We start from the raw sequence: 12,774 nt of genomic DNA on the forward strand, positions 1-12,774 counted from the left end.
CCGGACCGACCGCTCTACGCGAGCCCCCGGCGGGCGACCGCCGGGGGCCTGTGCCCCGCGATCGACGCCACCATGTCCAGCACCTGCCGGGTCTCGGCCACCTCGTGCACCCGGTACACCTGAGCCCCCAGCCACGCGGACACGGCCGTCGTCGCCAGCGTCCCGATGACCCGCTCCTTCACCGGCTTGTCCAGCGTCTCGCCCACGAAGTCCTTGTTGGACAGGGAGACCAGCACCGGCCACCCGGTCTCGACCATCTCGCCCAACCGCCGCGTCGCCTCAAGGCTGTGCCGCGTGTTCTTGCCGAAGTCGTGCCCCGGATCGATCATCACGGACTCCCGGGCCACCCCCAGCGCGACCGCCCGCTCCGCCAGCCCCACGGTCACCCGCAGGATGTCGGCCATGACGTCGTCGTACGTCACCCGATGCGGCCGCGTACGAGGCTCCGCGCCCCCGGCGTGCGTGCACACCAGCCCCGCCCCGTACCGCGCCGCGACCTCCGCGAGCCCCGGATCGACGCCGCCCCACGCGTCGTTGAGCAGATCCGCCCCCGCCTCGCACACGGCCTCGCCCACGGACGCCCGCCAGGTGTCGACGCTGATGACCACGTCGGGGAACCGCCGCCGGACCTCCGCCACGAACCCCACGGTCCGCCGCGCCTCCTCCTCGGCGGAGACGTCCTCCCCGGGCCCGGCCTTGACCCCGCCGATGTCGATGATGGCGGCCCCCTCGGCCACCGCCTGCTCCACGCGCGCGAGGGCGGGCTCGTCGTGGAACGTGGCTCCCTGGTCGTAGAAGGAGTCGGGGGTCCGGTTCACGATCGCCATGATCACCGGCTCGTGCGTGTCGAATTCACGCCTGCCCAGCCTGAGCATCCCCTGTGACCTCACTTCGTACGTCTGTGTCTTCGGCCTCTGCGGCCGCCTGCGACCCTAACTGTCAGACTCGCATGGCACGATCGGACCCTGACATATTCGACGCCGACGGCCGGCCGCCGGCAGGGACCCTGGGGACCTCAGCGATGGTTATGTTCTTGTTCCTGGTCATCGCACTCGCGGTCGTGGTCGCCGCGGTGACGCTCGCCGTGGTGGGCGGCGGCGAGAGCGACGGCCCGCTGCCGGACGTCGCCCCCGAGCGGCTCCAGGACCCGCTGCCGCTGGACCGCCCGGTGGACCGCGAGGACGTGGAGAGCGTGCGCTTCCCGCTCACCGCCCGCGGTTACCACATGGGCGAGGTCGACGACGTGCTCAGCCGCCTCGGCGCCGAGCTCGCCGAGCGGGACGCCCGGATCGCCGACCTGGAGTCCGCCCTGGCCGGCGCCCAGGCCGCCACCCACGCCGCCCCGCAGCACCCGGACCACGGCCACGGGGAGCAGCGGTGACCGACGGCACCGCCCTGGTCGGCCCGGACGGCGCGCCGCGCTGCCCCTGGGCGCTGTCCACGCCGGACTACGTGACGTACCACGACGAGGAGTGGGGCCGCCCGGTCCACGGCGACGACGCCCTCTTCGAGCGCCTCAGCCTGGAGGCCTTCCAGTCCGGCCTCTCCTGGATCACGATCCTGCGCCGCCGCGAGACCTTCCGCGCGGCCTTCGCGGGCTTCGGGATCGCCGAGGTGGCCGCGTTCGACGAGACCGACCGCGACCGCCTCCTCGCCGACCCCGGCATCATCCGCAACAAGGCCAAGGTCGACGCGACGATGGCCAACGCGAAGGTGCTGGCCGACTGGTCCCCGGGCGAGCTGGACGAGTTGATCTGGTCCCACGTGCCGGAGACCCACGCGGTCCCTAAGACCCTGGCGGACGTCCCGGCGGTGACCCCGGAGTCGACGGCGCTGTCCAAGGTCCTGAAGAAGCGGGGCCTGCGCTTCGTGGGCCCGACGACGGCGTACGCCCTGATGCAGGCCTGTGGGCTGGTGGACGACCACTTGGAAACCTGCGTGGCAAGGAGGTCGTAGGGCGTCCTGTGTGGCCAGGGCCTCCTAGGGGCGCGGGGCTGTTTCCGCGGAGGTCACCGCCCCAAGTACTCCGGAGTCTCCTTGTTCACGAACGCCCGCACCGCGATCGCGTGGTCCTCGGACGCCCCCGCCCGCGCCTGTAGCTCGTCCTCCTTCTCCAGCGTCTCCGCCAGTGTGTGCGACAGCGCGTAGGCCAGCGACTCCTTGATCGCCCCGTACGCCACCGTCGGCCCGGAGGCCAGCGCCCGCGCCACCTTCTCCGCCTCCGCGGGCAGGTCGGTGGACGGCACGAGACGGTTCGCGATCCCCAGCTCGTGCGCGTCCCGTGCCGAGACGGTGCGGGGGAAGAGCAGCAGGTCGGCGGCCCGGCCGGGCCCGACCACCCGCGGCAGCGTCCACGAGATGCCGGAGTCCGCGGTCAGGGCGACTCCCGCGAAGGACGTGTTGAAGGCGGCGGTCTCGGACACGACCCGGTAGTCCGCGGCCAGCGAGATCCCGAAGCCGGCCCCGGCCGCGACCCCGTTCACCCCGGCGACCACCGGCTTCGGCATCTCGGTCAGCGCCCGCACCACCGGGTTGTAGTGCTCCTTGACCGTGCTCATCACGACGTCGGACCCCTGCATCAGCAGCCCGATGTGCTCCTTGAGGTCCTGGCCGACACAGAACGCCCGCTCCCCGGCCGCGGTGAGCAGCACGGCCCGTACGGCGTCGTCCTCCGCCGCCGACTCGACCGCCTCCCGCAGGGCGACCTTGGTGGCGATGTTCAGCGCGTTCATCGCCTCGGGGCGGTTGAGCGTGATCGTCGCGAGCCCGTCGCTCACCTCGTAGAGCACGGTGTCGGTCATGGCGTATCCCCTCCGGAGCGTTCGATGGACCGGATGTCCGAAGGACAGCATGGCGGAGATCGCTGTCCGAGTACCGGACCGGACGTGTGACCTGCGTCAAAGAATTCGGGAGCGCGTTCGGGCGCCCTGGATCGGCGCGGCGGCGGAGTATCGCAGCCACATCGCCGAATTGGGTGGTTTTGCTCGCGCGCGTTGCCCAAGCGATGCCGACTGATGTTGGTCATCGGGTCCTGAGATGCGGGATAATGGCTTGGAAGCAATGTGTTCGATGCCGGTGTCGCGTGTCCCACTTTGACGCGCGTGCCCTCCCAGGGCCGTCGGCTTTGACGATGAGCTGGTTTCAGGAAGGGGAACGAGCATGGCGGCCATGAAGCCGCGGACGGGCGATGGCCCGCTCGAGGTGACAAAGGAGGGGCGGGGCATCGTCATGCGCGTTCCGCTCGAAGGCGGCGGTCGGCTCGTCGTCGAGCTGACCCCTGACGAGGCCGACGCGCTCGGCGACGCCCTCAAGAAGGTCGTCGGCTGACGCGGGAGCGACCATACCCTTTCGGCTGCCCCGGCATCTCACGTGGTGTCGGGGCAGAGGTCTGCCCGGCCGGACCCTCGGATGGCCGTACGGTCCCTGCCTGTCTTCACGGCCTCGCAGGGCTCAGCGCTTGACCGCGCACAGCAGTCCGTCGCCGACCGGGAGCAGCGACGGCAACAGGTCCTGGCTCTCCCGCACGGCCCGCAGCAGCTCCCTCAGGCGCAGTACCTCCGTGGGCTGCGGACCCGAGTCGACCGTGCGGCCGTTGGCGAAGACGCCCTCGAAGACGACCAGTCCACCCGGGCGCAGCAGGCGCAACGATTCAGCGAGATAGTCCATGACCTCCTGCCGGTCGCCGTCGCAGAAGACGAGGTCGTAGCCGGCGTCGGCGAGGCGGGGCAGGACGTCCAGGGCGCGGCCCGGGATGAAGCGGGCCCGGTTGCTGGCGAAGCCGCAGGCGCGGAAGGCCTGGCGGGCGAACTGCTGGTGCTCCGGCTCGGGGTCGACGGTCGTCAGTACCCCGTCGGGGCGCATGCCGTGCAGCAGATGGATCCCGGAGACGCCGGTGCCGGTACCGATCTCGGCGACGGCCTTGGCGTCCACGGAGGCGGCCAGCAACCGCAGCGCCGCGCCCGTGCCGGGCGTCACCGAGCGCAGCCCCGCGTCACGGGCCCGGTCCCGGGCCCAGCTCAGGACTTCGTCCTCGGCGACGTAGGCGTCGGCGAACGCCCAGCTCGTCTGCCGGTTGCCGGTAATGAGCCTCTCCTTGCCCCGTGGTTGCCTGGGCGTGACTGTATCCGTTGCCGCCGGGAACCCGCAGATGGGACCGGGCGTTTAGAGGGGTGGAGACGTACCCGGGGGGACACAGTTGGATCACGACGACGAGCAGGCCCTCGAGCAACTGCTGACGCAGGGGCCCGAGTGGTATCAGCCCAGATCAAATTCTCGTAAAACCGCTTATCCGGAGCTAACGGGCGAGGTGGCTATGGTAGGGGCTCCACTGGAGACAACCAGAGCCGACAGGGGAGGTGCGGCCGCGCCTGGAGACCGTGGGGGAGTGCTGAGGCGCTTCCTGGGGTCGGCGGGCAGGCCGAAATCCGTGAACGACAACGCAGCTGACCACACCCACGCCGGCGACTACGCCCAGACCGCGACCTTCACCACCGACGCGGACGGGCAGGCGTGGACTCCGCCCACCTGGGAGGAGATCGTCAGCATGCACAGCGGACGGGTCTACCGCCTCGCCTACCGTCTCACCGGCAACCAGCACGACGCCGAGGACCTCACGCAGGAGGTCTTCGTCCGGGTCTTCCGCTCCCTGTCCACGTACACACCGGGGACCTTCGAGGGCTGGCTGCACCGCATCACCACCAACCTCTTCCTGGACATGGTCCGCCGCAAGCAGCGCATCCGCTTCGACGCCCTCGGCGAGGACGCGGCCGAGCGCCTGCCCAGCCGCGAGCCCTCGCCCCAGCAGGTCTTCAACGACGCCCACTTCGACGCGGACGTCCAGCAGGCCCTCGACACCCTGGCGCCGGAGTTCCGCGCCGCGGTCGTCCTGTGCGACATCGAAGGACTGTCGTACGAGGAGATCGCCGCGACCCTGGGCGTCAAGCTCGGCACCGTCCGCTCGCGGATCCACCGCGGCCGTTCCCAGCTGCGCAAGGCCCTCGCGCACCGCTCGCCGGAGGCCCGCGCCGAGCGTCGCTCCTTCATGGCCCGTGTCCCCGCGCTGGGAGGAGGGGGCGCGACCGCGTGAGTGGATCCCGGCCCAAACCCGGCGAGGGGCGCCTCGCGGAACAGCATCTGGGAGACCGACTCGCCGCCCTGGTGGACGGCGAGCTCGGTCATGACACGCGGGAGCGCGTCCTCGCGCATCTCGCCACCTGTCCGAAGTGCAAGGCGGAGGCGGACGCCCAGCGCCGTCTGAAGAACGTCTTCGCGGAGGCCGCCCCGCCGCCGCCCTCCGAGAGCTTCCTGGCCCGCCTCCAGGGGCTGCCGGGAGGTGACCCGGAGGACGGCGACAGCTCGCCGTTCGGCGGGGGAGGACTCACCGGTGGACTCTCGGGACGACCCGGCGCCGCCGGGGTCTTCGGCGTGAGACGCGGAGAGCGCTTCGAGTTCGACTACGTCCCCGCCCGTCCGCACGCCGCGGTGCTCCCGCCCTCCCCTTCCGGCCGGGGCTTCCGCATCCATGACGTCAGCCGTCACGAGGCCGAGCGCTCGGCCTCGCGCGGCATGCGGTTCGCGTTCGTCGCGGCCGGGGCGGTGTCGCTGGCCGCGATCGCGCTCGGCGGCGTCACCACCGGGGCGCCGGGCGACACCGACGCCCGCGGGGCCGGCAGCAACGTGACCCCGGCGCGTACGCCGGGTACCGGTGCGGCGGTGCCGGAGAACCAGCGGCGCCGCGGTGTCGGTCCGCTGCTCGCCCAGCAAGAGGGACAGCGGACGCTCGGTGACACCCCGGCCGCCCCGACCGAGGTGTCGGCTCCGCTGCTGCCGGGGGTACCCGCGCAGGTTCGGGAGGCCGCCGTGCACACCCTCACGGCGCCCGTGGTCGCCGGTGCGGCCGCGATGTCTCCTCTGATACGTCCGCTCAGTGCCAGTCCGCCGCTCACCCTCACGTCCTTGTCCACGACCCCGGACCTCACCACACCCGGCCTCCTCGCCGCACCCGTCCCCGACGCCACCTCCGCGCCCACGTCGTTCGGCTCCCCCCGCTGACCGACGCCCTGCTCCGCGGCGCGTGAACCTGGTTGAATCCACAGACAGGCCATTAGTGGCCTGTCTGTGCCGTTGTGGGGTGGGGAGAGCATGGACGAGGGGAAGCCTGCGAAGGCGAAATGGTGGGGCCGGGGTCGGGGTCGGGGTTCGGGGTGGGGCGAGGACGCCGGGGGCTTTGAGGTTTCGGGGCGTGGGGGTGCCGAGGACGGTGTTGTGGGCGCGCGGGGTGTCGAGGGTGACTTCGAGCTTCAGGCGCCGAGCGGTGAGGTTGGTGGTGGGCCGGGGGTTGAGGGGGACTTCGGGTTGTCGTCCCGGCCGGTGAGTGGGGTTGGTCGGCCGACGGGGGAGTCTGCGGTGGCTGGGGGTGGTGGGGAGGGTTTGGTGGCGGCTGCGTCTGGTTCTGCGGGGGATGGCTCGGCGAGGCCTGCTGGGGGTTCTGCTGGGGATGGCCTGGCTGCACCTGCGACCGGGTTTGCTGGGGAGGGCGCTGTGGCTTCTGGTGCGGGTCCTGTCGAGGACGGGGCTGTGGCGTCTGGTGCGGGTTCTGCCCGGGAGGGGTTTGCGGGGGCCGCTGCTGGTGGTGCTGGGGATGCGTCTGCGGTGCTCGCTTCCGGTTCTGTCGGAGACGGGCCTGAGGTGTCTGCGTCCGGTGCTGTTGAGGAGGGCCTGGCGACGCCTCCGTCCGGTCCTGCCGGAGACGGGCAGGTGACGTCTGCGGTCGGTGCTGTTGGGGAGGGCTCGGTGACGTCTGCGGTCGGTTCTGCTGAGGATGGCTCCGTGACGCCTGCTGCGGGCTCTGCTGAGGCGGGCCCGGTGACGCCTGGTGCGGGTTCTGGCGGGGAGGGCTCTGCGGTGCCTGGGTTCGTAGCTGCCGGAGAGGGGCCTGCGGTGCCCGCGTACGTACCCGCCGTTCCGCCGTACGACCCTGACTCCTCCAGCACCCCGCCGTACGGCGTACCGGGTCCCTGGGCCTCCGCTCCACCGGTCCAGCACCCGGGCACGGCCCCGGCTCAGGGCATGGCGATACCGATACCGCCTCCGCCGCAAGGCCCACCGGCGCTGATGCCAACCACGCTTCCCGGCCTGCCGGTTCCCCGGAGGGCGCCTGTTTCCACGCCCCAGGAACCACCAGCCTCCTTGCCTGTTTCCCAGGAACAGCCCATCTCCTCGCCCTCGCCTCATGACCCCCCGCTGCCAGAGCCTCCCGCCCCGCACGGCACGCACACTCCATCGCCGCCCCGTCCCGCCGGAGGCGATGCCCCCACCCCGTTCCAGTTCCCGCACGCGGACGCGGACACCACGTCGCCCGACCCTCACCCGACCGGGCACCTCGCTGCCGCGACTCCGCTGTCCGCCGACCCGCTTCGGCCCGAGCCGCCCTCCGCGCCTGCACTCCCGTTCTCAGGCCCGCTCCCACCGGGGCCGTCCGCGACACAGCCCCCGCAGCCCACAAGCTCGCCCCGCCCCGAGTGGCCCTCGGCCCAGCCCCCGCAGCCCACAAGCCCACCCCACCCCGAGCCGCCCTCAGCCCAGCCCCCGCAGCCCACAAGTCCGCTCCCGGTCGGCGAGTACCCCGCTCCGTCACCGCCCCCGGAACCCCACCCCGACGTGCCCTTCCCGGCCCCGCAGCCCAGCCGGCTCACCGCGCCCACCCCACCCCCGCACCCCCATGCCCATGCCCCCGCCAAGGGCCTGGCGACCGACACACCGCTCCCCTCCGATTCCCCCGCGTCCCCACCCTCCCCCTGGCAGAACTACGACCCCTGGGCCCCCCTCCCCGCCCCCCTCCAACAAACCGGCGCCCCCGCCGACAGCAAAGACACGCGGCGCCGGAGAACCCGGCGGGTGCTGCTCCTCGGGGCTCTGGCGCTCGCGCTCGTGGCGGGCGGGGTCGGGGGAGTCGTAGGGGCGTGTCTGGAGCGGAACCGTGGGGGTGGGGAGGTGGAGTTGCCGCAGGCCGCCGTGGAGTCCGGGGCGCGGGCGCCGGAGAGTGTCGCGGGGATCGCGGCGCGGGCCCTGCCCAGTGTCGTGACCCTGCATGTGCGGGGGACCGCGGAGTCCGGGACCGGTACCGGGTTCGTGCTCGACGGGCTCGGGCACATCCTCACCAACAACCACGTGGTGGAGCCCGCCGGTGCCGGTGGTGAGATCTCCGTGACCTTCCACAGCGGGGACACCGCCAAGGCCACCGTCGTGGGCCGGGACACCGGGTACGACCTCGCCGTCGTCAAGGTGAGCGGGGTCCACGGACTGACGCCCATGCCCCTCGGCAACTCCGACAACGTCCAGGTCGGCGACCCGGTCGTGGCGATCGGTGCCCCCTTCGACCTGGAGGGCACGGTCACCTCGGGCATCATCAGCGCGAAGGAACGGCCCATCACCGCCGGCGGCGACAGCCCGGACGGCAGCGACGTGTCGTACGTCGACGCCCTCCAGACCGACGCGCCCATCAACCCCGGCAACTCCGGCGGCCCCCTCCTCGACTCCCGGGCCCGGGTCATCGGCATCAACTCCGCCATCCGCTCGGCGGACGACGCCACCGGTGACGAGAGCGGCCAGGCCGGTTCCATAGGGCTCGGGTTCGCGATCCCGGTGAACCAGGCCAAGCGGGTCGCGGAGGAGCTGATCAACACCGGGAAGGCGACCCACCCCGTCATCGGCGTCACCCTCGACATGGACTACACGGGTGACGGCGCGCGGGTCGGCGCCAAGGGCAACGACGGGGGACCCGCGGTCACCGAGGGCGGTCCGGGGGACCGGGCCGGGATCGAGGCCGGAGACGTCATCACCGAGGTCGACGGCCGCCGTGTCCACTCCGGCGACGAACTGATCGTCAAGACCCGCGCCCACCGCCCCGGCGACCGCCTGGAGCTCACGGTCGAGCGCAACGGCGAGGAGCGGACCGTAGTGCTGGTGCTCGGTTCCTCGGACGGTGGTTGAGGGCGACGGCGGCTATGAGAATGGATAGAGAACTGCCAGAGGCCCGATTAACAGAAACCTCACAGTGACCGCCCCAAACCCCGCTCCACAAGGCAAACAACCCGGAAAACCGCCCACCCGCCCGCACTCGGAGCCCTCGGGACAGTACCGGTCGTACGGGAACCCCAGGTACCGTGGACCCGGCCCGGACCACGGAAGACCCGCGCAGACCACCGAGGGCCGAGGACCGAGGACATCGCAAGGAGCTTCAGGTGTTCAATGACATAGGACCGCTCGAGCTGATCACGCTCGTTGTCCTCGCCGTGCTCGTCTTCGGTCCGGACAAGCTCCCCAAGGTCATCCAGGACGTCATGCGGACCGTGCGCAAGATCCGCGAGTTCTCGGAGAGCGCCAAGCAGGACATCCGCTCGGAGCTGGGCCCGGAGTTCAAGGACTTCGAGTTCGAGGACCTCAACCCCAAGACGTTCATCCGCAAGCAGCTGGACAACGACGAGCTGGGGCTCAAGGAGATCCGCAACGGCTTCGACCTGAAGAAGGAGATGGCCGAGGTCACCGACGCGGTCCACAGCACGGACACCTCGTCGCCGTCCTCCTCCTCGTCGTCCTCTTCGTCCGGCGGCCGGATCGACATGACCAAGAAGCCCGAGGAGCCCGGCAAGGACGACCGCCCGCCCTTCGACGCGGACGCCACCTGAGCCGTACGTCCCACCAGAAGGCGCCCGCCGAGCAGTTCGCGGGCGCCTTCGTCGTCGTACGTGACGCGTTTCATACTCCGCCCCCACCCCGTACGGCCTGAACCCGCCCTCCGGGCGCCCCGCGCGCCGGGCGGTTTACCAGCAGCTCGGAGCGGTGTGGCTATGCTGCCGAGTTGTTGTGCGGGCCGTACGCGAACCAGCGACGCCGCCCGAAGGGGGGCGGGCCGTTCCGGTCCGACGAGAGCTAGGAGGCGTCCGGCACATGGAGACGACGAGTGGGGCAGTCGCGCAGGCGCCGGCCGCGGAGGGCGGACAGCAGGTCCCCTCCGCCCGGCGCACGGTGGACGGCTACCTTCAGGCGCCCTTCCCCTGGTACGGCCTCGACGAGGCCTTCACGGGGCCGCGCTGGCTGATGCAGGTCGGCATGTCGGCCGACGGTGCCGTGGAGCACGGCTCGATCGGTCACGGTGACGAGCCCTCCGTGAAGAACGAGGTCGGCGCGTCGGGCGGTGAGCCGAAGGAGAAGTTCGCGGTCGTCGTGACCGTCGCGGCGAACCCGTCCCGCAGGAGCGCCGACGGCACGGGCCTGTTGGAGGCCACGTCGGTTTCCTCGGCCGCCTGGCTCGCGGGCGTGGGGCTGCTGTCCTTCACCTGGCCCGGTCAGATGGACCACTCCCTGCGCGACGACTGGCTCGACCAGCAGACCGAGACGGCCTGGGTCCTGGCCGACGACCTGGACGGCTCCGACTGGTCGACCCTCTCCCTTCCGGTCGACGGGGTGCCCACCCCCTTCCACTACCGGGAGTCCGAGTTCGGCTGGGTGCTCGCCGGGTCCACGCAGGAGGGCGTGCACGTGGGCGCGTACGGGAGAGGAATGAGCGCGTACGGCCTCGGCTTCGCCGTCGTCAAGGACATCTCGGCGTACGCCTAGCGGCCGAGGGGGCACCTCGGACGGTGTGTGCCCCCCTCCGGCACCGGGCTATCGGCTCAGCCGTCGTCGTACCCGCTGCACCCGCCGCACCTGGCGGTTGTCGGCGACCGCGTCGAGAAGCCTGCGTCCGGTGCCGGTCTCGTGGGCCGGGCCCTCCACGCGGAGCAGCGCTCCGTCGCGGACGACCGCGTACGCCACGGGGGCGGCCGTCCGCGGGAGGGTGACCGGGTGTCGGCCGGACGGCAGCTTCAGACGGGCCGGGAGGCGCAGTTCGGCTGTCGCCCCGTCGGCAGCGGGGACCACCTCCGCCTTCACCGACAGACTGGACACCGTGACCTTGACGGGAACCGGGGTGTCGGCCGGGCCCGCCGCCACGTACGGAAGCGGGAGCGACCGCCTGCCGCGCGCGGTGTTCACGGCGGCGGCCTCGGCCGTGTCCGGGCCGAGGTGACGCAGACGCTGGTCCAGGTCGACGGTGAGCTGCCCCTTTCCGACGGTCCAGTAGGGGAGGGCGAGCCGCCCGCCGGTCAGCGCCGGGCCCGCGGCCGGGCTGCCCAGTGCGCCGTCGCCGGTCACGCGGATCAGACGGTCGATGCCCAGAACCTGGACGAAGGCCCACACCTCGTGCGGTCCGCGGGGCAGTGGCTGCCCGCCAGCCAGCCGCTGCGGGTCGACGCGCAGCTGCCCGGACGCGACGAGCCGTGACCGGCCTTGCCCGAACGGCTCCGGCCGGATCTCCAGGTCACCCTCCGGATACCACCAGTCCTCCCGGTCCCGGTCCTTGACGATCAGTTCGGCGTAGGCCAGCCGGAAGGGATCGCGGACCTCCCACCCGCCCTCGGTGCCGGGCACACCGGCCAGCAACTCCGGGTCGAGCCACTGCTTCCCGTCCCGCTCGACGAGGACCAACGGCTCGCCGTCCCCGTGCAGCAGGCTCAACTCGATGTCGGCGACCAGACAGCCGTCCTCCCAGCGGAGCCGGCCCACCTCGCTGTGTGCCCGTACCTCGCGGACGCGCTCCGCGAGAGCCACGGCTCCGTCGAAGTCTCCGCTTTCGAGGAACTCGGCGCGCAGTCGTGACACCGCGGGCAGCCCTTCCCGGACGGCAGCGGGGAATTCCTCCCGTGCCACCTCACCGGCCGCCGCGAAACGCTGCCGTTGTTCGGCCGGGTCGGCGCGCAGGATTTCGGGTTCCCGGGCCCGGGAGAGGACCTCGACGTGGTAATTGCGGTGCAGCAGCCGATTCTGGAGGGCGTCCAGGTCGTTCGAGGCTTCCGTGCCGTCCTTGATCTGACGGACGACGGTGCGGACATTGCGCCAGAACCCGAACCGGGGGTCGAACCGGTGCTGGGTGTTGTTGCCGCCGTCGTCTCTTTTCAGCCAGTAGTAGCAGGGGTAGTCGGCGAGCACCGAGATCCGTTCGGCCTTGAGGTAGGCGGCGCCGACGAAGAGCATGTCCTCAAGGAACCAGGGGCCTTCCGGAAACCGCAGACCGTGCTCCTCGATGAACGCCCTGCGGAACATCTTGTGCGGCGTCATGCTCTGCATGAGTTCGACGTTCTCGATCGTGCAGGCGTCCACCGTGTGCCGGAACACCCGCCGGGGTCGCACCATGGTGCTGGACATCTTGCCGAGCACCACGTCGGCGTCGTTCCGCTTCGCGTGCTCGTACAGCCGCTCCAGAGCCTCCGGCCCGAGCATGTCGTCGTGGTCGACGAACTGGATGTACTCACCCCTGGCGTGCCGCATGGCGAGATTGCGCGGTGCGCCCGGCCAGCCCGAGTTGGGCCGGGTGTGCACCTGGACGTTGGAATGCGCGGCGGCGATCTTCTCCAGCCGGCCCAGTGTGTCGTCCGTGGAACCGTCATCGACGTAAATCACTTCGTACTCGTCGCTGGGCAGGCTCTGCTTCAGCAGCGAGGGCGCGCATTCGTCTATGTATTTTCCGGTGTTGTATACGGGGACGACCACACTGACTTTTAGTCTCGGCATTTCACGGACTTTATCCGGCAGGAATTTCGATATTCAAGCCGACATTCAAGCCGACATTCAAGCAGGCGTGAAATTCGCCTGTTCGAAGGTCCGTGCCGCCTGAACGTACCATGGCCTTCCTGTGTGCGCCATGTGAAGCACTGGTTCCGCATAATGCGCAGGAGC

Annotated in this window: 12 protein-coding genes; 8 read left to right on the plus strand and 4 right to left on the minus strand. The window is 71.2% G+C overall.

All coding sequences use genetic code 11. The features are described from left to right. Nucleotides 1-14 precede the first annotated feature (14 nt). Complete coding sequence (gene folP, locus G3I78_RS42495; protein WP_164435040.1) at nt 15-875, minus strand: dihydropteroate synthase; 861 nt, start codon at nt 873-875, stop codon at nt 15-17. A gap of 152 nt (nt 876-1,027) precedes the next feature. Between folP and G3I78_RS42500 the strand changes: the two genes are divergently transcribed. Together G3I78_RS42500 and G3I78_RS42505 are read left to right on the plus strand one after the other, a co-directional pair. Next, a complete protein-coding gene (locus tag G3I78_RS42500; RefSeq protein WP_203616286.1) occupies nt 1,028-1,381 on the plus strand; it encodes a DivIVA domain-containing protein in 354 nt (117 codons plus the stop codon). Continuing rightward, nucleotides 1,378-1,956, plus strand: coding sequence for a DNA-3-methyladenine glycosylase I (locus tag G3I78_RS42505; protein WP_164435044.1), 579 nt, complete (start codon nt 1,378-1,380; stop codon nt 1,954-1,956). Before G3I78_RS42500 ends, G3I78_RS42505 begins: the two co-directional genes overlap by 4 nt. Nucleotides 1,957-2,009: 53 nt before the next feature. On the opposite strand, the gene G3I78_RS42510 is transcribed toward G3I78_RS42505, so the two are convergent. Next, on the minus strand, nt 2,010-2,801 hold the full coding sequence (locus G3I78_RS42510; RefSeq protein ID WP_164435046.1) for an enoyl-CoA hydratase-related protein: 792 nt from the start codon (nt 2,799-2,801) through the stop codon (nt 2,010-2,012). Between the two features lie 358 nt (nt 2,802-3,159). Between G3I78_RS42510 and G3I78_RS42515 the strand changes: the two genes are divergently transcribed. Next, complete coding sequence (locus G3I78_RS42515; protein WP_003966491.1) at nt 3,160-3,327, plus strand: DUF3117 domain-containing protein; 168 nt, start codon at nt 3,160-3,162, stop codon at nt 3,325-3,327. 123 nt (nt 3,328-3,450) lie between these two features. Here G3I78_RS42515 and G3I78_RS42520 read toward each other — a convergent pair whose 3' ends face one another. Further along, a complete protein-coding gene (locus G3I78_RS42520; protein ID WP_343243989.1) occupies nt 3,451-4,149 on the minus strand; it encodes an O-methyltransferase in 699 nt (232 codons plus the stop codon). Nucleotides 4,150-4,312: 163 nt separating this feature from the next. On the opposite strand from G3I78_RS42520, the gene sigE reads away from it, so the two are divergent. From sigE to G3I78_RS42545, 5 genes are all read left to right on the plus strand, one after another. Beyond that, nucleotides 4,313-5,086 (plus strand): RNA polymerase sigma factor SigE, encoded by a 774-nt coding sequence (gene sigE / locus G3I78_RS42525; protein WP_203616289.1) that lies wholly within the window; start codon nt 4,313-4,315, stop codon nt 5,084-5,086. Further along, nucleotides 5,083-6,051, plus strand: a complete 969-nt coding sequence (locus G3I78_RS42530) for a zf-HC2 domain-containing protein (RefSeq protein WP_164435052.1) — start codon at nt 5,083-5,085, stop codon at nt 6,049-6,051. The genes sigE and G3I78_RS42530 overlap by 4 nt, the downstream gene beginning before the upstream one ends. 1,017 nt (nt 6,052-7,068) lie before the next feature. After that, nucleotides 7,069-8,991 (plus strand): trypsin-like peptidase domain-containing protein, encoded by a 1,923-nt coding sequence (locus G3I78_RS42535; RefSeq protein WP_239158384.1) that lies wholly within the window; start codon nt 7,069-7,071, stop codon nt 8,989-8,991. Nucleotides 8,992-9,242: 251 nt separating this feature from the next. Beyond that, complete coding sequence (locus G3I78_RS42540; RefSeq protein ID WP_164435056.1) at nt 9,243-9,686, plus strand: sec-independent translocase; 444 nt, start codon at nt 9,243-9,245, stop codon at nt 9,684-9,686. A gap of 262 nt (nt 9,687-9,948) precedes the next feature. Then, on the plus strand, nt 9,949-10,617 hold the full coding sequence (locus G3I78_RS42545; RefSeq protein ID WP_164435058.1) for a hypothetical protein: 669 nt from the start codon (nt 9,949-9,951) through the stop codon (nt 10,615-10,617). 48 nt (nt 10,618-10,665) lie between these two features. Here G3I78_RS42545 and G3I78_RS42550 read toward each other — a convergent pair whose 3' ends face one another. Continuing rightward, complete coding sequence (locus tag G3I78_RS42550; RefSeq protein ID WP_164435060.1) at nt 10,666-12,609, minus strand: glycosyltransferase family A protein; 1,944 nt, start codon at nt 12,607-12,609, stop codon at nt 10,666-10,668. Nucleotides 12,610-12,774: the final 165 nt, after the last annotated feature.

This window comes from Streptomyces sp. SID13726 (genome assembly GCF_010548375.1).
Classification (GTDB): Bacteria; Actinomycetota; Actinomycetes; order Streptomycetales; family Streptomycetaceae; genus Streptomyces.